Below are 23,782 nucleotides of genomic sequence, written 5' to 3' on the forward strand. Positions count from 1 at the left end.
CTCCATGATTACCCAACAACAACTCAATGATTTTTTCGACAGCCTGCTGAATCCGCAAAGCTACGCCGACTATTGCCCGAACGGCCTGCAAATCGAGGGGGCCTCGGAAATCGAGCGCATCGCCTTTGCCGTTTCCGCGACACGCGATTCGATCAGGCAGGCCGTCGACAACCGGGCCGACGCCCTGGTCGTGCATCACGGTTTATTCTGGACCTTCCACGGTGCCCGGCCCTTGACCGGCGCCTTTGCCCGGCGCGTCTTGCCGCTGGCCAGGCACAACATCAGCCTGTTCGGTTATCACCTGCCGCTGGACGGCCATGCCGAGATCGGCAATGCCGCGACCTTGGGCCGGCTGATCGGCTGCGGACAGCAACAGCCTTTCGGCGATTACAAGGGGTCGGCGACGGGCGTCAAAGGACTGCTGGCATCGCCTCTGACCGCGCCGCAATTACAGGCAAAGCTCGCCGACGTGCTGGGACATGCGGTTATTATGGCGACGCCGGATAACGAGGCCCCGATCCGGTCGGTCGGCATTATCACGGGCGGCGCCAACAGCGACTGGCAACTGGCGGCAAAGGAAGGGCTGGATGCCTATGTAACCGGTGAAATCAGTGAGCATGACTGGCATGAAAGCCAGGAAAACGGCATCCATATGTTTGCCGGCGGACACCATGCCACCGAGCAATTCGGCATACAGGCCCTGATGGAAAAAACGCGCGGACAATTCGATGTGGACTGTTTTTTTATCGACAGCGATAATCCGGCTTGAATGCCGGAACGCCGGGCATAAAAAAAGCCCTGTTCAGGGCTTTAGTGTCACTTGTATGCGATGGCGGAGCGGACGGGGCTCGAACCCGCGACCCCCGGCGTGACAGGCCGGTATTCTAACCAACTGAACTACCGCTCCGTTTTCAGAGCGCGTATTCTATAACATTTCCCTGATCCGTCAAGCTTAATTCTCTATGAAACCGGAAAATCATTTAATTAAGGTCAACAACAACACTGAAATCAGCTCCGTATGGCTGATACCCGAGCAATATCAGCACGCGCTGATTATTGCGCATGGCGCCGGCAACGACATGCATTCCGGGTTTATCAGTACCCTGCATGAAGGCATTGCCGAAGCTGATATTCTGACTGTCAAATTCAACTTTCCCTATATGGAACAAGGCCGTAAGGCGCCCGACCGACCAGCCGTTCTGGAAGCAACGTGGCAGGCTGTCATCGATGCAGTTCTGGAGCGAACCCGGCTCGCGCCGGACAAACTGGTACTGTCCGGTAAAAGCATGGGTGGGCGTTATGCATCGATGATAGCGGCGCAACGGCCGGGATTCGGCGGCGTAATTCTGTTCGGCTATCCGCTGCATGCGGCCGGCAAGGCCGATAAATTGCGGGCCGGGCATTTATCGTCTATTTCGGCGCCGCTACTTTTTTTTCAAGGCACGCGCGATACCTTATGCCAACTCGACCAACTGCAGACGGTGTTAAAGGCACTGCCCGTTAAGGCCGACCTGCACATTATCGAAGGCGGCGACCATTCCTTTAAGGTACTGAAGCGGCTTAACCGCAGTGAACAAGCAGTCATGGACGAAGTCATCAAAACCAGCGCCGCATGGATTCAGCGCCTTGGGGCGGGTTAGGCGCGCTGACCGCTCTGCCTGTAATCTGCCTTTGAGCCCGCCGAACTCGCCTTCTTGCAGATCATGCCTGACTGATGTTTCGCAGTTATAGGGGCGAATTTACTTGTGCCGGGGTATTCGACCCGGAACAACATAGCGTACAGTGCGAATAAATTCGCACCTACACCGCTTAAAACCGACTGCGCCACATTCTAAATCGGCGTAAAAGCAAAAAGCGCCATTCACTTTCCACCTGATTCAGCAGTACGGGATGAATAATAGTAGAATATTCCCAATTCATTATTATGCTGGAGTTTGTTCTGTGGAAAATTTCTCCCCTGTTTCTGCGTTAACAGGCGGCGCGCTGATCGGTATCAGCGCAACACTGCTGCTGCTGTTCAATGGCCGCATGGCCGGCATCAGCGGCATCATGAACGGTGTATTCAATTCGCCGAGAAGCGAAACGATCTGGCGCCTCGCCTTTCTGGCAGGCCTTGTCATCGGCGCTTTTCTGTTTAATCTGATTGCCCCAGGTTTCTTTACGATGCGGCAGGGTTATCCTTTAGGCCTGCTGGCGGCAGGCGGTTTTCTGGTCGGCTTCGGCACCCGCATGAGCAACGGCTGCACTAGCGGCCACGGTATCTGCGGCCTTGCCAATTTATCGCCGCGCTCGCTGCTGGCGACATTGACGTTCATGGCCGGCGGCATTGTCACTGTTTACCTCATCCGCCATGCCCTGGAGCTGACCGTATGAAAAGAATCCTGTTAGCGCTCCTCAGCGGCATTCTGTTTGGCCTGGGGTTGTCGCTGTCGCAAATGGTCAATCCCGATAAAGTGCTGGGCTTTCTCGATATCGCCGGCAACTGGGACCCCAGCCTTGCTTTTGTCATGATCGGCGCTCTGGCGGTGACATTTGTATCTTTCAGATGGGTGCTGAAGCGCCCTGGGCCCTTACTGGACGACGGTTTTCATGTTTCCAGACGCCGGGAGATCGATAAACCGTTATTGCTGGGGGCCGGCCTGTTCGGCATAGGCTGGGGCATGACCGGTTACTGCCCGGGCCCCGCCGTGGCCGGTTTGGGATTGGGCACACTGGAGGCGCTGGTCATGGTGGCTTCAATTTATGCCGGCTTCTTTGCCCAGAAATGGTTTGCTGATAGGAAATAAAGTACAAACGGATTAATTCACCACGAAGGACACGAAGTTCACGAAGAAAGCCAGATTAAAACTTCGTGTTCTTCGTGGTTTGACGCTTTAAAATTGATGTGCGGGGCGTTAAACCAGGTGTCCCCACATATCGTATTCATCGGCTTCTTCCAGCTCGACTTCAACAAGATCGCCGACTTTCAGATGCGTCGCGCCGTCGATGAACACCTGGCCGTCGATTTCCGGCGCATCGGCCTTGCTTCGGGCCACGGCGCCTTCCTCGACGACTTCATCGATCAGCACCGTTTCAACGCGACCGACACGCTGCTGCAGGCGCGCGGCGCTGATTTCGGCCTGATGCGCCATGAAGCGCGCCAAACGCTCCTGCTTGACTTGTTCCGGCACCTGATCGGGCAAGTCGTTGGCGGCCGCGCCTTTGACCGGCGAGTAGGCGAAGCAGCCGACCCGGTCCATTTGCGCTTCGGTCATGAAGTCGAGCAGTTCCTCGAACTCCTGCTCGGTCTCGCCCGGAAAGCCGACGATAAACGTGCTGCGCAAGGTGATATCGGGGCAGATTTCGCGCCATGCCCGAATTCTGTCCAGATTGTTTTCGCTGGCCGCCGGGCGCTTCATCAGTTTTAGTATGCGGCTGTTGGCATGCTGGAACGGTATGTCCAGGTAAGGCAGGATTTTGCCTTCGGCCATGAGCGGAATCACGTCATCGACATGCGGATAGGGATAAACATAATGCATGCGCACCCAGATGCCCAGATCGCCCAGCGCTTCGGCCAGATCATAAAACCGCGTCTTCACGGACCGGCCTTTCCAGTCGCGGCTTTGGTACTTCAAGTCCAGGCCATAGGCGCTGGTATCCTGCGATACGACCAGCAGTTCCTTGACACCGGCATTGGCCAGGCGCTCGGCCTCGTAGAGCACATCGTCGACCGGCCGGCTGACCAGGTCGCCGCGCATGGACGGAATGATGCAGAACGTGCAGCGGTGGTTGCAGCCTTCGGAGATTTTCAGGTAGGCATAATGGCGCGGCGTCAGCTTGATGCCTTGCGGCGGCACCAGGCTGGTGAATGGATCGTGCGGCGGAGGCAGATGCTCGTGCACCGATTCCACGACTTCTTCCAGCGCATGCGCGCCGGTCACTTTCAACACCTGCGGGTGGCGAGCACGGATTTCGGCTTCCCGGGCGCCCAGACAGCCGGTTACGATGACTTTGCCGTTATGGGTCAGCGCTTCGCCGATGCTGTCCAGCGATTCCTCGACGGCGGCATCGATAAAGCCGCAGGTATTGACGACCACCAGATCGGCGTCCTGATAAGTCGGCGAAATGGTATAACCTTCGGCGCGCAGCTTAGTTAGAATTCTTTCACTGTCGACCAGGGCTTTCGGGCAGCCCAAACTAATAAAACCAATATGGGGGGCAGTCTTTGAGGCAGTCATTTCAATCTCTAATAATGTTAAACAGGGGACTTAAGCCGGATTCGCAATAATAATGGCGCGCTTGGGAGCGGGCAGGCCTTCTCGGGTCAGGGTTGGATCGTCGGGATCGAGAAAATCCTTGAGCGAATGAAAGGTCATCCATTCCGTCGTGCGCTGTTCTTCCGTACTGGTCACAGTCACATCGACGACGCGGATATTGGTGAAACCGCAACGCTTCATCCAGCCGGTCAACGTATCGCAGGTCGGCAGAAACCAGACATTGCGCATGCAGGCATAACGGCCTTCGGGCACCAGCACCTGCCCCGGCCCGCCGTCTATGACCAGCGTTTCCAGCACCAGTTCACCGCCCGGTCGCAGGCTTTCCTTCAATTCGAGCAGATGATCGACAGGCGAACGACGGTGATACAGCACGCCCATGGAAAATACCGTATCGAACAGCTTCAAACCATAAGGCACTTCTTCCATGCCGATCGGCAATACGTAAACGGGGGCTTCGCCATGCAGTTTCCGGATTGCCTGGAATTGCATGACGTTAAGCAGCAATGGATCGATGCCGACCACCATGCGCGCGCCGGCCCCGAGCATGCGCCAGCAGTGATAGCCATTGCCGCAGCCGACATCCAGCACCAGGCGATTGGCCAACGGCGAGATGTGGTTTTTCAGGCGCTCCCATTTCCAGTCCGAGCGCCATTCGGTGTCGATGTGAATGCCGAACAAGTCATAAGGGCCCTTACGCCATGGATGCAGGATCTTGAGCTGGGCTTCCAGCTGTTTTCGGGCCTCGTCGCCCAGATCCTCGGGCCGTCCTATCCGCACGGCATCGGCATCGAGCACCGAGTCGCCGCATCTTGCTTCCGGCAGTTGCTCGATCAGCGCCTGCCATTGGAACAATGTACCGTGCTTGGCCGGTTCGAACGCGCGTGCCAGCTGTTGCGGTAGAAGTTGGGTCCAGGCATCGGCCCTGGCATCGAGCAGTGTGGTAATTAATGGTTGATAATCAATCATTCAGGTAAAGAAAGAGGCGCTGTTGGTATCCGAACACAGCATGATCTGAGAAAAAACGGGAAGGTGTAGGGTCAGTCAGGGCTATTTGAGTATTGCCACGAAGTCTGCATGCTTCGTGGCAATCAACTAAAACACAAGGCAAGCAATCAGGAGTGGGTAGCGGTTTTGCCTGATGCAAGCGCTTCGGCATTGCGTTTGGCCAGACCGTCAATTACGGCGTTTAAAGACCCTTTGGTTTTGACTTCATTGCTGAAGGTCGTGCGGTAGTTGGTCACGAGACTGACGCCCTCAATCATGATGTCGTAGGCTTTCCATTGGCCTTTGCTCAGCACCATGCGGTAATTTACCGCGACTGGCTGTATGCCGGGCTGTAACACTTCTGTTTTGACGATGACTTTTGTTGCTCCGGGCTCCATGTCCAGCGGCAAAAACCGCACCGACCAGTCGCGAAACTCGACAAAGGCTCTGGAATAAGTTCTTACCAACAGCGTTTGGAACTCTTGTTTAAAACGTTGCCGTTCTTCGTTAGTCGCCGCTTTCCAGTTCTGTCCCAGCACTAATGCGGAAATTCTGTCGAAATCGGTATGTGGCAAAATGACTTCGTTAACAAATCCCGCAACCTGAACAAAGTCCTGAATGAACGATTCATCCTGCAGTTTTGCCTGTAATTTTGTCGACGCTTCTTCAATCGCTTGTTGTGGAGGCAAAAGCTCGGCCGCCATGCCTTTCGTCATCGGCATCAAACCGAGCATTACCGCAAAAAAGATAAATACCGTATATTGTTTAGCCTTCATAAAACCCCTCTAAAATTGAAACCAGCGAACACTTTCCATATTTCGAATATCAGTGATCCACATTCCCTGATAAAATAAATCCCCGTCAAATCGCCCGTAAAGTGTCCTCAACGAACCCGCGAGACCGGGGCCGGATGCTCTGATAATTTCCAAACCCATGACTATGGATAAGATGACATATAATAACATCAATTTTCCCCGCACACGCATGAGAAGAATGCGTTATAACGATTTTTCCCGCCGCTTGATGCGCGAGAATCGTTTATCCGTTGACGACCTGATTTACCCGATGTTCGTCACGGAAGGCTCGAACCGGAAAGAAGCCGTCGCCTCCATGCCGGGCATCGAGCGGCTGTCCCTGGACTTGCTGCTGGAAGAGGCGCGCGGGCTTTATGAGCTGGGCATTCCCGCCATTGCGCTGTTTCCGGTAACGCCCGCCGATAAAAAATCCGATGATGCCGCCGAGGCCTATAATCCTGACGGCCTGGCTCAGCGTAGTGTAAGAGCTTTAAAAGAGGCGGTTCCTGAACTGGGCATTATTACCGACGTTGCCCTGGATCCCTTCACATCGCATGGACAGGATGGTCTGATCAATCAGGACGGCTATGTCATGAACGACGAAACGATAGCTGTGTTGGTCAGGCAAGCCTTGTCCCATGCCAAAGCCGGCGCCGATATCGTCGCGCCTTCGGACATGATGGACGGGCGTATCGGCGCGATAAGACAAGCCCTGGAAAGCCAGAACCATGTCAATACGCGCATACTCGCCTATTCGGCAAAATACGCATCGAGCTTCTACGGACCTTTCCGCGATGCGGTCGGTTCCGCCGGCAACCTGGGCAAGGGCAACAAATACAGCTATCAGATGGACCCGGCCAATTCCGACGAGGCCCTGCGCGAAATCCAGCTGGATCTGCAGGAAGGCGCCGATATGATCATGATCAAGCCCGGCATGCCTTATCTGGATATCATCCGCCGCGTGAAGGATCAGTACGGCGTGCCGACGTTCGCCTATCAGGTCAGCGGCGAATACGCCATGCTCAAAGCCGCCGCCATGAACGGCTGGCTGGATGAAAAACAGGTGGTTCTGGAGTCCTTGCTGGCCTTCAAACGCGCTGGCGGCGATGCGATTCTGACTTATTTCGCCAAATCCGTGGCGCAGTGGCTGCAGGAATAACTTTTTATTAGCTCGCCATCACTGATGAGATAGGTATTTACTTTATTTATAACGCCGAACTGGAACCCGTACCATGTCAGAAGACAACCTAATTACCCCACAGAGAAGATTTCACTTTGAAGAAGCTATCCTGGTCCTGCTGCTGATTCTGTCGCTGGTAGGCATCGGCATTACCGATTTTTCTCCGGCCGACGGTTTTGGCTACTGGATCATCATGGTGTTCGTGTTCGCCCTGTTTGCGATCCTGATCGGCTGGCTGCAGTCTAAACACCGTATTGACGATTTCAAAAAAATACTACGCGAACAATCCCTGCACTGGCTCACTTCCCTGTTGGTAGTTGGCGGCGCTTTTTTAGTGCAAAAGTCCGGTCAGATCAGTCCCGAGGGCGCGGGCCTGGTTATTTTGCTGATTCTGTCGCTGTCGACCATTCTCGATGGCCTGCGGGTAGGCTGGCGCTTCAGCCTGGTCGGGCTGTTCATGGGCTCTTCCGCCGTTATTGCCTCATACACGGAACACTTTCTGTGGATAGAAATATTGATAGCCATCGGCATAGTGCTGCTAACGATCTTGTGGGAATACTGGACGGAAAAAAGAGCGCAGGCATGATAAAAACAGACCGCTATGCCGTCTTTGGCCATCCAATTAAACACAGCAAATCGCCAAGAATCCATCAGCTTTTTGCCGAGCAAACGGGACAGTCGATTGAATATACCGCCCAGGATGTTCCCGCCGAACAATTCAACACCGCAGTTCAATCCTTTTTCGCCGCAGGCGGCAAAGGATTAAATTGTACTGTACCGCTAAAAGGACTGGCCTGGGCCTTTGCCGACCGCAAAACCGAACGGGCTCAGCTGAGCCAGGCGGTCAATACGCTCGCCGTGCAAGCGGACGGCGCTATCCTCGGCGATAACACGGATGGCCAGGGTCTGGTAACGGACCTGACCGTCAACCATGCCATCACTTTGACAGGCCGCCGAATTTTAATCCTGGGCGCGGGCGGCGCCAGCCGGGGCATCATGGGGCCGCTCCTTGAGCAGGCTCCGTGCACCATCGTCATCGCCAACCGCACTGTCGACAAAGCCATCGACCTGGCACAAGCTTTTCAAAACAAGGGCGTCGTCAGCGGCTGCGGATTTGGCGACTTGCAAAATCAGCAATTCGACCTGATTTTAAATGCCACCTCGGCCAGCCTCAGCGATCAGTTGCCGCCCTTGCCCGATGCCATACTGGCTGAAAATGGCGTCTGTTACGACCTCGCCTACGGCAACGAACCGACCGCTTTCGTGCGCTGGGGACTCAGGCAGAACGCGGCCAAGAGTCTTGACGGGCTTGGCATGCTGGTCGAGCAGGCGGCCGAGGCGTTTTTCATCTGGCGCGGCGCCCGCCCCGAAACCCGGCCCGTTATTGAATTGCTCAATTCAGAACGCCGGGCATGAAGCAGGCAATAGTAAGGCCGGAACTGTCGCAGACGCTAAACAAAATGTAATTAATCCTGATATTTCATAGAACCACAGAGAACACGAAGAAAATCATGGCATTATCATTTCTCATCGATAACTTCATGAGTTCATTATGAAATATTTGCAAATAATTGAATTGAAAAGCCTTCGTGTACTTCGTGGCGAACAATGGCATTTTTTATGCACTAATTGTTCCCAGCCTCCGCTACGCCTTCGCCTGCTTCAAATACTGGTCCTTCAACTGCATATAATGCTGGTAAGAATATTCCAGAAATTCCTTTTCCGACTCTTTTAGGGGCCGTGCCTGCCTGGCGGGCGCGCCAACATAGAGATAGCCGCTTTCCAGTATTTTTCCGGGCGGCACCAGCGCCCCGGCCCCGAGCATGACATAATCCTCGAGCACGGCGTCGTCCATGATGATGGCGCCGACGCCTATCAGACAATAATTTCCGACCGTGCAGGCATGAACCACCGCCCGATGCCCGATCGTTACACCTTTGCCGATCGTCAACGGATGCCCTTGCGGTGAAAACTGACCAGCATGCGACACATGCAATACGGCACCATCCTGAACATTGGTGCCCTCGCCGATTTTGATGCGCTCGACATCGCCTCTGACCACCGTCGCAGGCCATATTGATACATCATCGCCAAGCGTTACATCGCCGATAACCACGGCGCTGTCATCGATGTAGACGGAGTTGCCGATGCGGGGATACTTATCATCAAACTTTCTAATGGCCACACTACCTCCTGATTGTTAACTATAATTGATGGACTGAACGCATAATACATCAAAGGCTCGGCCAAATATTGATGTTTTACACTGACCTGTGACTGTGTGCTGTCAGGCAATGCACGGTATCCGCCCCAAGAATCGCCCGGCAGGAAATATGCGCTAGGCAATCGATCGCGGACAGGGAATAAAAAAGAATCTCGATAGACGCTAAATTATGGCTAAATGCATTAGTTGCGCAGCGCCGCTGCCGGCAAACACCAACAAATGCTTATACTGCGGCACGCATAATGACGTGGACCTGAAAAGCCGGCATCCCTATTCGATTACCCTTAAACAATCGGAGCGGTTGTGTCCACATTGTGAGATACCCTTACAAACTATTGATCTCAACCTTAACAGTGCATTCCTGATCGAACGCTGCGAAAACTGTTTCGGCTTGTTCTTCGATCCTGGGGAAATCGATATTTTGCTTGAAAGCACAGTCTCGAACGTTTTCGCCATCAACAGGCAACATCTGGACACTATCAACCGGGATCGCTACCGGGCGGATAAAAAAGTCAAGTACCTCAAATGCCCGGTTTGTCGTGTCCTTATGAACCGGCGCGTATTCGCATCGCGTAGCGGCGTTGTGATCGATCAATGCGGAAGCCATGGCATCTGGCTCGATAACGGCGAGATAACCCACCTGATGGAATGGAAAAAGGCTGGTGGTCAGTTACTGCACGAGCAAATAACCGGAAAAAGAAAAAACCGTTCTCAAACAGTTCACGAATACACTGCCGCACCATCCGGTTACCCGGTCATCAGTCCGGAAATTGATTTATTCGAAACGGTTACTTCACTGATTGGAAGACTTTTTTATTGATCGCGCATTCCGCAGCCCTTGAGTTCTGATCTGAAACACCGGCATTTCGAATTGACGGATCAATGCGGAGTGCCTGGCATACACCATGCCCGGCACTCTCTATAAAAATGAACCGCCGAAAATACCTGGCGTACTTTCGGCCATGTTATTTACTCGTTACCTTCAGTAGCGGCGGGAGCGGGGGCCGTCGCCGCAGGAGAAGGCATAGTGGATGCAGGCGCGGTTTCCGTCATTGTCTGTCCGGACGGACTGCCCGTGGCGGGGGTGGATTCGTTCGTTTTTTCACATCCGGTCAATAAAGCCAAACCGAACAAAGTTATCATTACAATTTCTCTGGTTTTCATCATCATGTCCTATTCTATGGTTTTTGGGATGTGTTTCATTTACCTGCAAATGATTACAAGTAATCGACATGCAAGCAGGGAGAGGCCTGCCGCTTATAAACAAAAACTTACCGATACAACTGATTCGAGATACAGAGCCTGATTGTGATAATCAGCCGGCAATACGCAATCACATTGAATCCGGGGCATAAAACAATTCCACATGGCTAACGGCGGGAGTCGAATTGATTAATTTATGCAATCGGCATGAGACCGTTTTTTTTCCATGCCGCATATCAACAAATTCACCCGCTGAAAAATCACTCGTGCCATAGACGAGACTGTCATGCTGGTTTAATGCCTTGATTCCCGGCAGCAGGACAGCCCAACACGTCAGTTCTTTCTGTCCGGGCCGCGCCAGTCCTACCAGTTCGGATTCAAAGCCAATCATTTCAATTCCCAGGCCTATGCCTTGTAACGCTGGCTTATCGACTCTGCGTATCAAACCTATCTCCACTCTCTCATCCTGAGCCGAAAGCAGGGCAAAGACATCGCCGACCCTAACTTTTAAGTCAACGGCCTTCCATAAAATATACAGCCCCTGAGCACTGCTGTTAATAACTTCAAAGGTCCCGGTTGGGATATCTTCCAGTCCCTGACTTTTTCCGATATTCGATGCTTCCCAGACCCGGCCGTCGCATGAAGCTTCCCGGCTCAGCTCCAAGATCCTGTTTATCTGGGAATTTCCGGCATTCCCGTTGTTGCACCGCGACGCCATCTGGTGCATCCATTCACTGCCTTCCGGCACCAGATCCAGGTCAGGCACCTCCCAGTTGCCACTGATTCTGGGATCCTTTTTCCGGGCTGGAGCTAAATTTTCATTTACGTCGTCATTATTCTTGCATAAGAAACTTATCAAATTATTAAAGCCGACGATTCCCAGCCCCTCCCGATGTTCGGCAACGCGGGTATATTTTCTTTTTTGCGCCAAACTTAAAGACCTTATCACACGCATGAACAATGAGCGGTTTATCGACTTTAACGCTCCCTGGCCGGTTGATTCCTGCTGCAAGAATTGATAGAGATTCTTTGCGACTCTGACCGGCGAAATATAACGGTCGGCATCGTCCATTTCAGCCCGTGCCAAATGCACAGGCTCTCGGTCCTGCTTTAGGTTGAAGGCGCACAAACCTTGTGCCGTGCCTTGGGCAATCTTTTTCACGATGGGGGCCTCGACGGAAAAGCGTTCCAAGAACTGGTGAATTGCCTCCATTTCCCGAGGTCTGAATTGGTTGATGCCGGACAGCTCGAATACCAGAATATGCTTGAAAGCGGCATGGACAGTTTTGCCTTTATCGTCCCCGACTTCAATTTCCGTATCCAGAAACCCTGCCTGCTCGGCTACCGAATAAATCCGATAGCAGAAAAGCCAAAATCCTTCATACGGTTGCATGTAAACTTGCGACATATGCTTTAACGCTTTGCCTGCCGCCTGTAAAGCCAGATAGAAAGCCGCCTCAGGCGCATCAGAACGGGCAATCAGTCTGTCGCCCAGAAGCGAGTAATTTTCAGCCAGCATCACGAAGGCAAACGTGACAATATCGACATGAGCCCGCTCTTCCTTACTGAGCGGAAACCCGGCATCCAGATAAATTCTTTCCAACTGCCTAACGAGTTGTTCCAGGCAAGTGTTGATCTTTTGCAGATATGCCAAGTGCTGCCGAGGATCGATTTCGATGCGGGTAAAAGCCTGCAAGGTACAGAAGATTTCCTTGCAGGAATTGTAATCCTGCCGCATGGACAAGGTTTGCAACCACTCGGTGAGCGCTTGCTCATTCACCGCAAAAGGAATTTTATAATCGGTTATATCCGGCGCCGTCCTGAATCTTGGATTTTCCATTTTACATCCTCACAATATACAAAATATTCACTAGCAAGACGTATCAGTATAGTCGTGTTTTTTATAATATTTTTGGCGCTTCCTCGCCGCTTATGGAAAACCTTCGGAGAGTGATATGAAGCGGGACAGCATCTGCATGCAGGCTGCCCCGCGCACTCATTATTGCACGCGCCGCAGGGCCGACAGCGCCAGCGCCAAGACCGTCAGGCTGGGTAAAATCGCCATGAGCGGGGGGTTGAGATCGTAGATCAGCCCGACATGACCGACAATTTTGTCGAAAATGTTAAATCCCATACCGATAATGACCCCTATCATCATCCTGGCGCCGACACTGACGCCCCGTTTAACGCCAATCACAAACGGCGCGGAAACCAGCAGCATGACAAAGGTGACCAAAGGGTTCACTACGCGGCCCCAGAATGCCATTTCAAAGATATGGGCTTTTTGATGATTTTCCTTCAGAAAACCAATGTACTTGCCCAGATCATAGAGCGACATGTTATCGGGACTTACCACCACAATTTTCAATAAATCCGGCGCGATCGAGGACTGCCAGACTAGTTCGCCCCGGGTACTGGCGGTCATTAATTCTTTTGAAATCACCGATTGCCTGATACCTTCCAGTTTCCATTGCTGCCCCTTCAGAAACGTCGCCTTATCCGCATGCAGGGTCTGGCGCAAACGGTCTTGATCATCCAGCTCATGGATAGTGATATCCACAAGATGCCCGTCATCGACAATTTGCCGGACATTAATGAACTTCCTGTCTTCGCGCAGCCAAAGGCCATAGCGATAATCCATGGTCACCTGCTCATGCTGGGCCGTGGACTTGATCATCTGCGCCGTGCGTTCAGCCAGGGGCGCCACAAATTCGCCGACGACGATGGAAATCATCACTAAAATCGCACCGGACAGCATGACCGCTTTAATGATGCCCAAAACGGACAGACCCGCCGCGCGCATGGCAATCAATTCACGGTTATTACCCATGGACCCCAATATGAACAGGCTGCCCAGCAAGGCCGACGATGGCATCAATTCATAAAAGACCCGCGGCGAAGTCAGGGCCAGATAAGAAAAAATTTCATTCAGGCCATAATGGCCCTTGCCCAGATCCTTTAATTCATCACTGAAGGTAAACAGGTTAAACAGGGTCAACAGTAACAAAATGGCAATAAGCGAGCCTTTTAAAATCTCTATGACGATATACCGAGTCAGGACATTCATCTCGCCACCTTTTCCCTGAGTTTCATCATCACCCACTGCCATCCATACAGCTTTATCAAAAGTCCCACACCGACCAACGCCAATATCCAATACACCCCAATGCCTCCCAGCCAAACCGGTATCGTTTCATTGATGACCCAGCTTTGACTGACGCGGATGAGATTCCCGTAACTGAAATAGATTAAAAAGGCGATCGTCATATTACCGTAAACACCGCCCCGCGGCGCGCTTTGTGCCAACGGCACGGCAAGGAAACTAAGAAAAATCATGCTTAAAGGGATCGAATAGCGGCGTTGCAGCTCGGCGACATCGCGTATGACTTCGGAATTCCATAGCACATCCATCGCCACCGCTTCCCGGCTGGTATTGATGACCGAGCTTCTCTCTTCGATTCTGACGGCATATTCGACGAAATTTTCAATCACATAATCCAACGCGCCCGGCATCCCCAGGATACGCTCGCCATGCTCCAGTATCATGTAGCGGCCGCCCTCCAGTTCCGCCAGCCGGCCGGCTTCAGAGTTGATAGTGGCCAGCTTGCCGTTAAGCTGCCTCTGTTGCACGAACACCTTGTGCATTTTTTTATCGTCACCGATCTTTTCCACATAAAAAACCAGGTCGCCCTGGCTGTATTCGCTGAACTTGCCAGCCGCGACGCCCCTGATATCGGCGGACTGCTCGTCCTGATGCATTATTTCCTCGGTCTTGGCTTCGGCCCAGGGAGCCACATACAGCGACAACCCCGCGGACACGACACTCAACGGGAAAACCAGCAGGAACACGGCCCGGTAAATAGTGCCGGCCCCGCCTCCGGCGGACGCAATCGACGACATTTCCTGGTCCCGATACATGCGGCCCAATACCATCAACACCGCCATGAATAAAGCGGCCGGCAGGAAAGAAATGCTGGCAACGACCATTTTCAGGCCCAGGATGCTCAGCAGGGTTTCGTTCGACACCTGTCCTTCAATCGCCTTATCCAGGATTTTGATAAACCTCCGACTGACGATAATCACGACAATCACGGTCAAAACAGCTAGCAATGTTTTGATCAAATCGCGCATAATCAATCGGTCCAGAACGGTAATCAACGGACGCCGTTCCCTTTTATAGCCTTGCGGCCAATCTGCTCCCAAGCCTGTCTCCCCATCAAAATAAATTTGTGTTGTATAATTCAAAACTAAACAGCCCATCTTGAAAACGGCGTACAGACGGCCCCTTGTCAAGATACTCATTCTCTCGCAACTACACGATAAAAATTATGGACTATTCTATAGAAATCACGCCTTTAGAAAAACTGCAATCTGACTGCATCATTGTCGGCGTTTACGAGGACCAGCAACTGACCCCGGCGGCCATGACCCTTGACAACAGCACTCAGGGAATCATCAGCAACATCGTCAGCCGCGGCGATATCAGCGGAAAAAATGGTGAAACGCTCTTGATCAACGTCATCCCCGACAGCTCTATCGAACGCATTTTGCTGGTCGGCCTGGGCAAAAAAGAGTCTTTATCGGGCAAGAATTACCGCAAGGCGCTGGCGGCGGCCATCAACAGCCTGAAAAAGCCGCAAATAAAATCCGTCGCCTGTTGCCTGGCCGAATGTGATGTGACAGCCGGCGATTGGCAATGGAAAACCCGTCAAATCATCGAAGTCTTCAGCGATGCCGCCTATCAATTCACAGAACTGAAATCCGACAAGGAAACGGAAAGCAAGATTGAACGGGTAGCCATCTGCGCGCCGCAAAGCGAGAGCGCCCTGGCGCAAGCGGGAATGGAACAAGGGCGCGCGATTGCCGACGGGGTGAATCTGGCCAAACACCTGGCCGACCTGCCGGGCAATATCTGCACCCCGACCTTTCTTGCCGGCCAGGCGGCCGAATTAGGCAAAAAATTCGACAAACTGACGGTCAGCGTGCTGGAAGAATCCGACATGGAGAAGCTGGGCATGGGGGCTTTGCTGTCGGTCTCGCGCGGCAGCCGCCAGCCGGCCAAGCTGATTGCGCTGGAATATCATGGCGGCGACAAAAACGGCAAGCCCATCGTTCTGATCGGCAAAGGGCTCACCTTTGATGCCGGCGGCATTTCCCTGAAACCGGGGGCGGGCATGGATGAAATGAAATACGACATGTGCGGCGGCGCGGCCGTTCTCGGCACGTTCCTGGCCGCCGCGCAAATGGATCTGCCGCTTAACATCGTCGGCCTGATCCCCTCATCGGAAAACCTGCCCGACGGCAATGCCAACAAGCCGGGCGACATTCTGACCAGCATGTCCGGCAAGACCATCGAAGTCCTGAACACGGACGCCGAAGGCCGCCTGATTCTTTGCGATACGCTGACCTATGCGGAACGCTATAACCCCGATGTCGTGATCGACCTGGCGACCTTGACCGGCGCCTGCCTGGTGGCTTTGGGCCGCGTGCCCAGCGGCCTGCTCGGCAACGACGACAGATTGTGCAATGAACTGCTCGCGGCCAGCGAGACGGCCACCGACAGTCTCTGGCGCCTGCCGCTGTGGGAAGAATACCAGGAGCTGCTCAAATCCAACTTCGCCGACATGGCCAATATCGGCGGCAAGGATGCCGGCACTATTACGGCGGCCTGCTTTCTGTCGCGTTTCGCCGAAAACTTCCGCTGGGCGCATCTGGATATCGCCGGCACCGCCTGGCGCACCGGCCAGACCAAAGGCGCGACCGGCCGCCCTGTTCCGCTTTTGTGCCAATACTTGATCAACCGCACGCCCAAGGCTTAAAAGCGCATGCCGGAAGTCAGCTTCTATATATTGCCGTCTCTTTCGTTACAGGAACGCTATCTGTTCGCCTGCAAACTGATAGAGAAAGCCTATCGCAGCGGCCATTTCTGTTATGTGCTGACCGACTCGGACGAACAAAGCGAAATCATGGACAACCTGCTCTGGACTTTCAGGGCAGGTAGTTTCATACCCCATCAGGTCTATGCAGGCGAACGGCCAGATCTTGACAACGTGATCCTGATCGGTTCTCGACAGGCGCCTGAAAGCTGGCAGAGAACCTTGATTAATCTGTCCTCGCAATGCCCGCGGGAGCTTGACCGGATCGAACGCCTGCTGGAAATTCTCGACAACAGCGAAACAACCAAGGCCGCCGGCAGGCAGCGCTATCGCCAATACCAACAGCGGGGACTGGCCATTAGCACACATAAAATTGAGCATGAAAACTCAAGGCATAAGGTATAACGTTACCTTGCGTCTTAAACAAATTACCCTTACGAGAAATAACAATCATCCATGGAAAAAACATACGCACCCCATTCAATCGAACAACGCTGGTATCAAACCTGGGAAGAAAAAGGCTATTTTGCAGCCAGAGAGGACGGTGAATCTTATTGCATCATGATCCCGCCGCCCAATGTGACCGGCAGTTTGCATATGGGGCACGCGTTTCAGGACACGATCATGGATGCGCTGACGCGTTACCACCGCATGAAGGGCTACAGCACTTTGTGGCAGCCCGGCACCGACCATGCCGGCATCGCCACGCAGATGGTCGTCGAGCGCCTGATCGATGCCGAAGGCAAGACCCGCCACGACTACGGCCGCGAAAAATTCATCGAAAAAATCTGGGAATGGAAGGAGCAATCAGGCGGCACGATCACACGCCAGCTGCGCCGCATGGGCTCGTCGCTGGACTGGAACCGGGAACGCTTCACCATGGACGAGGGCATGTCCGAAGCCGTCCAGGAAGTCTTTATCCGCCTGTATGAAGAAGGCCTGATCTACCGCGGCAAGCGCCTGGTGAACTGGGACCCGGTGCTGCATACGGCGGTCTCGGACCTGGAAGTGCTGTCGGAAGAGGAAAACGGCTCGATGTGGCACATGCGCTATCCGCTGTCCAATGGCCAGGGCCACCTGATCGTCGCCACGACGCGCCCCGAAACCCTGCTCGGCGATGCCGCCGTCGCGATTCATCCGAATGACGAGCGTTACAAGCACCTGATCGGCGAGTTTGTCGAACTGCCGCTGACCGGCCGCCGCATCCCGATCATTGCCGATGAATATGTCGACCCCGAGTTCGGCACCGGCTGCGTCAAGATCACGCCGGCGCATGATTTCAACGACTACGAGGTGTGGACAAGGCACCGTAATGCATCAGCCATCAGCGAACTGCCGCACGGCGGCCTGATCAATATCTTCACGGTCGACGCCACCGTGCGCGCCAATCTGGACACGGAAGGGGACCTGCTCCCGGCGAAATACGTCGGTCTGGACCGCTTCGAGGCGCGCAAGCAGATGGTCGCCGACCTGGACGCCCAGGGCCTGCTGGAAAAAATCGTCGACCACAAGCTGATGGTGCCGCGCGGCGACCGCACCGGCAGCGTCATCGAGCCGCTGCTGACCGATCAGTGGTACGTCAGGGTCGAGCCGCTGGCCAAGCCGGCCATCGAGGCCGTCGAAACCGGCGCGATCAAATTCGTGCCCGACAACTGGAAAAACACCTATTTCGACTGGATGCGCAACATTCAGGACTGGTGCATTTCCCGGCAGATCTGGTGGGGGCACCGGATTCCGGCCTGGTATGACGATCAGGGCAACACCTATGTCGGCCGCTCGGAACAGGAAGTCCGCGCCACGCACAATCTGCCGGCCGACTATGCGCTGAAGCAGGATGAAGACGTGCTCGACACCTGGTTCTCGTCCGCCCTGTGGCCGTTCTCGACGCTGGGCTGGCCCGACAACACGCCCGAACTGGCCCGGCATTATCCGACCAGCGTGCTGGTCACCGGCTTCGACATCATCTTCTTCTGGGTCGCGCGCATGATTATGATGGGGCTGAAATTCCAGGGCGATGTGCCGTTCCGGGAAGTCTACATTCACGGCCTGGTACGCGATGCCGAGGGCCAGAAAATGTCCAAATCCAAGGGCAACGTGCTCGATCCCATCGACATCATCGACGGCATCGATCTGGAAACCCTGGTCGCCAAACGCGTCTCGGGCATGATGCAGCCGCATCTGGCCAAAAAGATCGAGCAGGCCACGCGCAAACAGTTCCCGGACGGCATTCCGTCTTTCGGCACCGACGCCTTGCGCTTCACGTTCGCCTCGCTGGCTTCGACCGGCCGCGACATCCGCTTCGACCTGGCACGTACCGAAGGCTACCGCAATTTCTGCAACAAGCTCTGGAACGCCGCACGCTACGTGCTGATGAATACCGAAGGCCAGGATAACGGCCTGTCAGGCGCTTGCGAATACACGCAGGTCGACCGCTGGATCACCGCCCGACTGCATCAGGTCATCGCGACAACATCCAACGCCATCGACAACTACCGTTTCGATCTGGCGGCCCAGGCCATTTATGAGTTCACCTGGAACGAATACTGCGACTGGTATCTGGAGCTGGCCAAGATTTCGCTGCAGTCTGACAATGAGGCGCTACAACGCGGCACGCGCCGTACGCTGTTGACGGTACTGGAAAACGTGCTGCGCCTTGCGCATCCATTGATGCCGTTCATTACCGAGGAAATCTGGCAGCGCGTTGCGCCATTGGCCGGAATCGAGGCCGAAACCATCATGCTGCAGCCGTACCCGAAATCCGATGAAGCTCAGATCGATACGACTGCCATTGCTGAAATCAACTGGGTCATGAACTTTATCCTGGGCGTGCGCCGTATCCGCGGCGAGATGAACATCGCGCCGGGCAAACCGCTGCCGGTCCTGCTGCAGAACGGTTCCGATGCTGACAGAACCAGCTTAGCCAACAATCAAATCTATTTGCTGAAGCTGGGCCGTCTCGAATCGATCAATTGGCTCGATGCCGACGAAACGGCGCCCGAATCGGCTATCGCGCTGGTCGGCGAGATGAAGATCCTGATTCCGATGGCCGGCCTGATCGACAAGGCAGCCGAACTGGCGCGACTGGACAAGGAAATTCAGAAAATCATCAAGGAACTGCCCAGAATCGAAGGCAAATTAAGCAATCCGGCCTTCATCGACAAAGCGCCGGCCGATGTCATTGACAAAGAAAAAGCCAAACTGGCCGATTTACGCTCCTCGCTGAACAATCTCGAAGAACAGCACCGCAAAATCCAGGCTTTATAAAAGCGCCAGGCACGGGCGAAAGCGCTTCCGCCCGTGCCTATTATTGGACAAACCTCTTATTTCATCTATATTTGCCTATACAGTTGCATTAACCCAATCATCGCATGGCTACCGTATTAACCGATCTACAATTCAATGGTCTCGCAAAGTGCTTAATTCAAGGCGGCCTGCTATCCGAAAACGAAGCCCAAAGCCATCTCCAGGAAGCGCAAAAAAAGAAAATCCCGCTCATAACCTACCTGGTGTCCAACAATCTTATTGACAGCAAAGCCGTCGCCACAAAAGCGTCTCTTGAGTTCGGCATCCCTTTCTTTGATCTTGACGCCATAGACTGCCGCAGCCTGCCGGTCAAAGTGATCAGCGAAAAACTGATACGCCAGCATCATGTCCTGCCGCTTTTTACGCGCGGCAAAACGCTATTTATCGCCGTCTCCGATCCGACTAACTTCCAGGCGCTGGATGACATCAAGTTCCAAAGCCGGCTTAATCCCGAAACCATACTGGTTGAGGAAAACAAGCTCGTCAAGGCGATCGAAACGTCTTTGGATGCCGCGGCGGATTTATCCATGAAAGATCTTCTCGACGAGGATCTGGACAACCTGAACATCGCCGCTGGCGATGAGGACATGGCTAAGGATGACGGCAATTCCGACGTTGACGATGCCCCCATTGTCCGCTTCGTTAATAAAATCCTGCTGGATTCGATAAAAAAAGGCGCCTCGGACATTCACCTGGAACCTTATGAAAAAAACTTCCGCATACGTTTCCGGTCTGACGGCATCCTGCATGAAGTCGCCAGTCCGCCGGCCAGTATCGCGACCCGCATCATTTCCCGCATCAAAGTCATGGCCAAGATGGATATTGCCGAACGCAGGGTCCCGCAGGATGGCCGCATTAAAATGACTTTATCGAAACACCGGGCGATTGATTTTCGTGTCAATACCTGCCCTACACTGTTCGGTGAAAAAGTCGTTCTGCGTATTCTGGACCCGACCAGCGCTCAAATCGGCATCGAAAAGCTGGGTTTTGAACCGGAACAGGAAAAACTGTTTCTTGAGGCCATCCACAGGCCCTACGGCATGGTCCTCGTTACCGGTCCGACCGGCAGCGGTAAAACGGTCACGCTGTACACCGGCCTGAATATTCTTAACAGCATTGAACGCAATATCTCCACGGCCGAGGACCCTGTTGAAATCACGGTGGAAGGCATCAATCAGGTCAATATGAATGTCAAGGCCGGCCTGACCTTCGCTTCAGCCCTGCGCGCCTTTCTGCGCCAGGATCCCGATATCATCATGGTCGGCGAGATTCGCGACCTGGAAACCGCGGAAATCGCCGTTAAAGCCGCGCAGACAGGGCATTTGGTATTATCGACCCTGCATACCAACGATGCGCCGCAAACACTGAACCGGCTCATGCAAATGGGTATTCCGCCCTTCAATATCGTTTCCGCCGTTAACCTGATCATGGCGCAACGCCTGGCGCGGCGCGTATGCGAACACTGCAAGAAACCGGCCAATTATCCGGCCAAGGTCCTGATTTCCGCCGGCTTTAAAGAAGAAGAACTGGACGGACTCCAGATTTTCAATTCCGTAGGCTGCGACCATTGCACCAACGGCTATAAAGGCCGCGTCGGCATTTATCAGGTGATGACATTGAGTGAAAAAATGCGCGCGCTGATTCTTGAAGGCGGCAATGCCATGCAACTGGCTGAGCAGGCCAAGTCCGAAGGTATTAATGATTTGCGCGCATCGGGATTGAACAAAGTTCGTATGGGTATTACTACTCTGGAAGAAATTGACCGCGTAACGAAGGAATAACTATGGCAGAACAAATTGAACAACTGGATTTCATCTGGGAAGGCGTCGATAAAGCCCGAAAAAAGACTAAAGGCCAGATCACGGCGAAAAGCGAGATAATAGCCAGAACCGACCTGAGGCGCATGGGTATACGCGTAACCAAACTCAAGAAAAAACCCAAGCCCTTATTCACCGCCAGAGTCCAGTCAATCACACCGGGCGATATAGCGGTCTTCGCCCGGCAACTGGCGACGATGCTGGAAGCGGGCGTGCCTTTGGTGCAGTCTTTCGACATTATCGGCAAGGGGCACGACAACCCCAGCATGCAGAAGATGCTGCTGGAAATCAAAGCCGACATCGAGGGCGGCTCTACATTGGCCGAAGCGCTCAATAAAAGGCCGCTGCATTTTGATGAGCTGTTCTGCAACCTGGTTGAGGCCGGCGAGCAGGCGGGGGTGCTGGAATCCCTGCTGGACAAGATCGCGACCTACAAGGAAAAAACCGAATCCCTGAAAAAGAAGATCAAGAAGGCGCTGACGTATCCCATTGCGGTGCTGGTCGTGGCGTTTATTGTCACGGCTATTCTGCTGCTTTTCGTCGTGCCTGTGTTTGAAGAACTTTTTCAGAGCTTTGGCGCCGATTTGCCGGCTTTCACAAAATTTGTCATCGGCATATCGGAATGGATGCAGGAATGGTGGTGGCTGTTATTCGGCAGCATCGGCGGGGCAATCTACACGTTTATTTTTTTCAAAAAACGCTCTCGCCCCTTCAATCATTTCATGGATAAGATGTTATTGAAAATACCCATAGTTGGCATGATTTTAAATAAATCGGCCATCGCCCGCTTTGCCAGAACCCTGTCCACAATGTCGGCGGCCGGCGTGCCGCTGGTGGAAGCCCTGGAATCGGTAGCCGGCGCCTGCGGCAATATCATCTATGCCGACGCCGTGTTAAAAATGCGCGAGGAAGTGGCCATGGGGCAACGGCTGCAATTTGCCATGCAGCAGGCCGAGCTTTTCCCTCACATGGTCATACAGATGGTCGCCATCGGTGAGGAATCAGGCTCCCTCGACGCCATGTTGTCCAAAGTCGCCGATTTTTATGAAGAGGAGGTCGACAATCTGGTCGATAATTTAAGCAGCCTGATGGAACCGATCATTATGGCGGTTTTAGGCGTTCTGGTCGGCGGCCTGATCGTGGCCATGTACCTGCCTATTTTCAAACTCGGCGCCGCTGTGGGCTAACATTTATAGCCGCAAAAAAACGATAACCGTTCAACCTACGCTCCAGCACATGGAGCGTATCTTTTTCCTGAAACACATGATGCAGCAGCTGAGTACCCTTTTAAATTCACCTTATATCCTATCCGCGCTGGCGGGTATTATCGGCTTAATGGTCGGCAGTTTTCTCAATGTCGTCATTTACCGGTTGCCGATCATGATGCAGCGCAACTGGAAAAAGGAATGCATGGATTACCTGGAACTACAGCAGGATGAAGAATCTGAAACGGAGCCCTTTAATCTGTCCCTGCCCTTATCGCGCTGCCCAAACTGCAATACGCCTATCAAGCCCTACCAAAATATCCCGGTTATCAGCTATGTATTTCTTAAAGGCAAATGCGCGCAATGCCAGACTCCCATTTCCTTGCGCTATCCGCTTATTGAAACTTTCACGGCCATTGCCTCGGCGATTGTGGCTTGGCATTTCGGTTATACGCCACAGACCGTTTTTGCCCTGGCGCTGACCTGGTCGTTGATTGCACTGAGCTTTATCGACATCGACCACCAGTTATTGCCGGATTCCATCACCTTACCGACATTGTGGGTGGGATTATTTTTGAGCCTGTTTGCACTATTTGCCGACACGCACGCCAGTATCATAGGAGCTATTGCCGGTTATCTGGCGCTGTGGACTGTTTACCATCTGTTCAAACTGGCGACGGGTAAAGAAGGCATGGGTTATGGCGATTTTAAATTACTGGCTTTATTCGGCGCCTGGCTGGGCTGGCAGAGCCTGCCCGTTATTATTTTATTGTCATCGCTGGTGGGGTCGGTCATAGGCATTGCCATGGTCGTTTTTGTCAAACGCGACCATAGGATCCCGATCCCGTTCGGCCCTTACCTGGCAATGGCGGGATGGATCGCCTTGCTATGGGGCAATGACATCAACCGGCTCTATCTTGCAACAGTAGGTTTATAGAGA

The 23,782-nt window shown here is 53.6% G+C and carries 22 protein-coding genes and 1 tRNA gene; 15 read left to right on the plus strand and 8 right to left on the minus strand.

The genetic code is table 11. The features are described from left to right. Window positions 1-4 precede the first annotated feature (4 nt). Complete coding sequence (locus tag METMA_RS0105595) at window positions 5-769, plus strand: Nif3-like dinuclear metal center hexameric protein (RefSeq protein ID WP_020158090.1); 765 nt, start codon at window positions 5-7, stop codon at window positions 767-769. Window positions 770-830: 61 nt separating this feature from the next. Here METMA_RS0105595 and METMA_RS0105600 read toward each other — a convergent pair. Next, window positions 831-907 (minus strand) — tRNA-Asp (locus METMA_RS0105600). Between the two features lie 55 nt (window positions 908-962). On the opposite strand from METMA_RS0105600, the gene METMA_RS0105605 reads away from it, so the two are divergent. The 3 genes from METMA_RS0105605 to METMA_RS0105615 all read left to right on the plus strand — a co-directional run bounded on the left by METMA_RS0105605 (window position 963) and on the right by METMA_RS0105615 (window position 2,786). Then, window positions 963-1,640 carry an alpha/beta hydrolase family protein gene (locus METMA_RS0105605; RefSeq protein WP_020158091.1) on the plus strand — a complete coding sequence of 226 codons (678 nt, stop codon included), beginning with the start codon at window positions 963-965 and terminating at the stop codon, window positions 1,638-1,640. A 301-nt stretch (window positions 1,641-1,941) separates the two neighbouring features. Beyond that, the gene (locus tag METMA_RS0105610; RefSeq protein ID WP_020158092.1) at window positions 1,942-2,373 is read left to right on the plus strand and encodes a YeeE/YedE family protein; all 432 of its coding nucleotides are present in this window, start codon (window positions 1,942-1,944) and stop codon (window positions 2,371-2,373) included. Continuing rightward, the gene (locus METMA_RS0105615; RefSeq protein ID WP_020158093.1) at window positions 2,370-2,786 is read left to right on the plus strand and encodes a DUF6691 family protein; all 417 of its coding nucleotides are present in this window, start codon (window positions 2,370-2,372) and stop codon (window positions 2,784-2,786) included. The genes METMA_RS0105610 and METMA_RS0105615 overlap by 4 nt, the downstream gene beginning before the upstream one ends. Before the next feature lie 108 nt (window positions 2,787-2,894). Here METMA_RS0105615 and rimO read toward each other — a convergent pair whose 3' ends face one another. The 3 genes from rimO to METMA_RS0105630 all read right to left on the minus strand — a co-directional run bounded on the left by rimO (window position 2,895) and on the right by METMA_RS0105630 (window position 6,016). Then, on the minus strand, window positions 2,895-4,217 hold the full coding sequence (rimO, locus tag METMA_RS0105620) for a 30S ribosomal protein S12 methylthiotransferase RimO (protein ID WP_020158094.1): 1,323 nt from the start codon (window positions 4,215-4,217) through the stop codon (window positions 2,895-2,897). Window positions 4,218-4,247: 30 nt separating this feature from the next. Beyond that, a complete protein-coding gene (gene cmoB, locus METMA_RS0105625) occupies window positions 4,248-5,219 on the minus strand; it encodes a tRNA 5-methoxyuridine(34)/uridine 5-oxyacetic acid(34) synthase CmoB (protein WP_408605830.1) in 972 nt (323 codons plus the stop codon). Window positions 5,220-5,368: 149 nt separating this feature from the next. Further along, on the minus strand, window positions 5,369-6,016 hold the full coding sequence (locus METMA_RS0105630) for an MlaC/ttg2D family ABC transporter substrate-binding protein (RefSeq protein ID WP_020158096.1): 648 nt from the start codon (window positions 6,014-6,016) through the stop codon (window positions 5,369-5,371). A 163-nt stretch (window positions 6,017-6,179) separates the two neighbouring features. Here METMA_RS0105630 and hemB point away from each other — a divergent pair, with 163 nt between their 5' ends. The 3 genes from hemB (at window position 6,180) to aroE (ending at window position 8,630) form a co-directional block, all read left to right on the plus strand. After that, window positions 6,180-7,193, plus strand: a complete 1,014-nt coding sequence (gene hemB / locus METMA_RS0105635; protein ID WP_020158097.1) for a porphobilinogen synthase — start codon at window positions 6,180-6,182, stop codon at window positions 7,191-7,193. Between the two features lie 73 nt (window positions 7,194-7,266). Then, the gene (locus METMA_RS0105640; protein ID WP_020158098.1) at window positions 7,267-7,800 is read left to right on the plus strand and encodes a hypothetical protein; all 534 of its coding nucleotides are present in this window, start codon (window positions 7,267-7,269) and stop codon (window positions 7,798-7,800) included. Further along, window positions 7,797-8,630, plus strand: coding sequence for a shikimate dehydrogenase (aroE, locus tag METMA_RS0105645; protein WP_020158099.1), 834 nt, complete (start codon window positions 7,797-7,799; stop codon window positions 8,628-8,630). Before METMA_RS0105640 ends, aroE begins: the two co-directional genes overlap by 4 nt. Before the next feature lie 229 nt (window positions 8,631-8,859). Here the strand turns inward: aroE and METMA_RS0105655 are convergent, their stop codons facing one another. Next, window positions 8,860-9,399: a gamma carbonic anhydrase family protein gene (locus METMA_RS0105655; protein ID WP_020158101.1), complete on the minus strand. Its 540-nt coding sequence runs from the start codon at window positions 9,397-9,399 to the stop codon at window positions 8,860-8,862. Between the two features lie 208 nt (window positions 9,400-9,607). On the opposite strand from METMA_RS0105655, the gene METMA_RS0105660 reads away from it, so the two are divergent. Next, window positions 9,608-10,258: a TFIIB-type zinc ribbon-containing protein gene (locus tag METMA_RS0105660; protein ID WP_020158102.1), complete on the plus strand. Its 651-nt coding sequence runs from the start codon at window positions 9,608-9,610 to the stop codon at window positions 10,256-10,258. A gap of 207 nt (window positions 10,259-10,465) precedes the next feature. Next, complete coding sequence (locus tag METMA_RS0105665) at window positions 10,466-10,744, plus strand: hypothetical protein (RefSeq protein ID WP_020158103.1); 279 nt, start codon at window positions 10,466-10,468, stop codon at window positions 10,742-10,744. A gap of 27 nt (window positions 10,745-10,771) precedes the next feature. Here METMA_RS0105665 and METMA_RS0105670 read toward each other — a convergent pair whose 3' ends face one another. From METMA_RS0105670 to lptF, 3 genes are all read right to left on the minus strand, one after another. After that, window positions 10,772-12,481: a hypothetical protein gene (locus METMA_RS0105670; protein WP_020158104.1), complete on the minus strand. Its 1,710-nt coding sequence runs from the start codon at window positions 12,479-12,481 to the stop codon at window positions 10,772-10,774. Between the two features lie 159 nt (window positions 12,482-12,640). After that, entirely contained in the window at window positions 12,641-13,708 is a 1,068-nt protein-coding gene (gene lptG / locus METMA_RS0105675; RefSeq protein WP_020158105.1) for an LPS export ABC transporter permease LptG, read from the minus strand. Then, window positions 13,705-14,901: an LPS export ABC transporter permease LptF gene (gene lptF, locus METMA_RS0105680; RefSeq protein ID WP_020158106.1), complete on the minus strand. Its 1,197-nt coding sequence runs from the start codon at window positions 14,899-14,901 to the stop codon at window positions 13,705-13,707. Before lptF ends, lptG begins: the two co-directional genes overlap by 4 nt. A gap of 68 nt (window positions 14,902-14,969) precedes the next feature. Here lptF and METMA_RS0105685 point away from each other — a divergent pair, with 68 nt between their 5' ends. The 6 genes from METMA_RS0105685 to METMA_RS0105710 all read left to right on the plus strand — a co-directional run bounded on the left by METMA_RS0105685 (window position 14,970) and on the right by METMA_RS0105710 (window position 23,779). After that, window positions 14,970-16,460, plus strand: a complete 1,491-nt coding sequence (locus METMA_RS0105685) for a leucyl aminopeptidase (RefSeq protein ID WP_020158107.1) — start codon at window positions 14,970-14,972, stop codon at window positions 16,458-16,460. Window positions 16,461-16,466: 6 nt separating this feature from the next. After that, on the plus strand, window positions 16,467-16,922 hold the full coding sequence (locus METMA_RS0105690; RefSeq protein WP_020158108.1) for a DNA polymerase III subunit chi: 456 nt from the start codon (window positions 16,467-16,469) through the stop codon (window positions 16,920-16,922). Between the two features lie 51 nt (window positions 16,923-16,973). Next, a complete protein-coding gene (locus METMA_RS0105695) occupies window positions 16,974-19,781 on the plus strand; it encodes a valine--tRNA ligase (RefSeq protein WP_020158109.1) in 2,808 nt (935 codons plus the stop codon). Between the two features lie 104 nt (window positions 19,782-19,885). Next, on the plus strand, window positions 19,886-21,601 hold the full coding sequence (gene pilB / locus METMA_RS0105700; RefSeq protein WP_020158110.1) for a type IV-A pilus assembly ATPase PilB: 1,716 nt from the start codon (window positions 19,886-19,888) through the stop codon (window positions 21,599-21,601). Window positions 21,602-21,603: 2 nt separating this feature from the next. After that, window positions 21,604-22,824: a type II secretion system F family protein gene (locus METMA_RS0105705; RefSeq protein WP_020158111.1), complete on the plus strand. Its 1,221-nt coding sequence runs from the start codon at window positions 21,604-21,606 to the stop codon at window positions 22,822-22,824. A 49-nt stretch (window positions 22,825-22,873) separates the two neighbouring features. Beyond that, window positions 22,874-23,779 (plus strand): prepilin peptidase, encoded by a 906-nt coding sequence (locus METMA_RS0105710; RefSeq protein WP_020158112.1) that lies wholly within the window; start codon window positions 22,874-22,876, stop codon window positions 23,777-23,779. Window positions 23,780-23,782 lie beyond the last annotated feature (3 nt).

This window comes from Methylobacter marinus A45, from assembly GCF_000383855.1.
Classification (GTDB): domain Bacteria; phylum Pseudomonadota; class Gammaproteobacteria; order Methylococcales; family Methylomonadaceae; genus Methylobacter; species Methylobacter marinus.

Coding starts and splice junctions, on each gene's coding strand:
- METMA_RS0105595 (WP_020158090.1), top strand. CDS start 5: ATGATTACCCAACAACAACTCAATGATTTTTTCGACAGCCTGCTGAAT.
- METMA_RS0105605 (WP_020158091.1), top strand. CDS start 963: ATGAAACCGGAAAATCATTTAATTAAGGTCAACAACAACACTGAAATC.
- METMA_RS0105615 (WP_020158093.1), top strand. CDS start 2,370: ATGAAAAGAATCCTGTTAGCGCTCCTCAGCGGCATTCTGTTTGGCCTG.
- rimO (WP_020158094.1), bottom strand. CDS start 4,217: ATGACTGCCTCAAAGACTGCCCCCCATATTGGTTTTATTAGTTTGGGC.
- METMA_RS0105630 (WP_020158096.1), bottom strand. CDS start 6,016: ATGAAGGCTAAACAATATACGGTATTTATCTTTTTTGCGGTAATGCTC.
- hemB (WP_020158097.1), top strand. CDS start 6,180: ATGGATAAGATGACATATAATAACATCAATTTTCCCCGCACACGCATG.
- METMA_RS0105640 (WP_020158098.1), top strand. CDS start 7,267: ATGTCAGAAGACAACCTAATTACCCCACAGAGAAGATTTCACTTTGAA.
- aroE (WP_020158099.1), top strand. CDS start 7,797: ATGATAAAAACAGACCGCTATGCCGTCTTTGGCCATCCAATTAAACAC.
- METMA_RS0105660 (WP_020158102.1), top strand. CDS start 9,608: ATGGCTAAATGCATTAGTTGCGCAGCGCCGCTGCCGGCAAACACCAAC.
- METMA_RS0105670 (WP_020158104.1), bottom strand. CDS start 12,481: ATGGAAAATCCAAGATTCAGGACGGCGCCGGATATAACCGATTATAAA.
- lptG (WP_020158105.1), bottom strand. CDS start 13,708: ATGAATGTCCTGACTCGGTATATCGTCATAGAGATTTTAAAAGGCTCG.
- lptF (WP_020158106.1), bottom strand. CDS start 14,901: ATGGGCTGTTTAGTTTTGAATTATACAACACAAATTTATTTTGATGGG.
- METMA_RS0105685 (WP_020158107.1), top strand. CDS start 14,970: ATGGACTATTCTATAGAAATCACGCCTTTAGAAAAACTGCAATCTGAC.
- METMA_RS0105690 (WP_020158108.1), top strand. CDS start 16,467: ATGCCGGAAGTCAGCTTCTATATATTGCCGTCTCTTTCGTTACAGGAA.
- METMA_RS0105695 (WP_020158109.1), top strand. CDS start 16,974: ATGGAAAAAACATACGCACCCCATTCAATCGAACAACGCTGGTATCAA.
- pilB (WP_020158110.1), top strand. CDS start 19,886: ATGGCTACCGTATTAACCGATCTACAATTCAATGGTCTCGCAAAGTGC.
- METMA_RS0105705 (WP_020158111.1), top strand. CDS start 21,604: ATGGCAGAACAAATTGAACAACTGGATTTCATCTGGGAAGGCGTCGAT.
- METMA_RS0105710 (WP_020158112.1), top strand. CDS start 22,874: ATGGAGCGTATCTTTTTCCTGAAACACATGATGCAGCAGCTGAGTACC.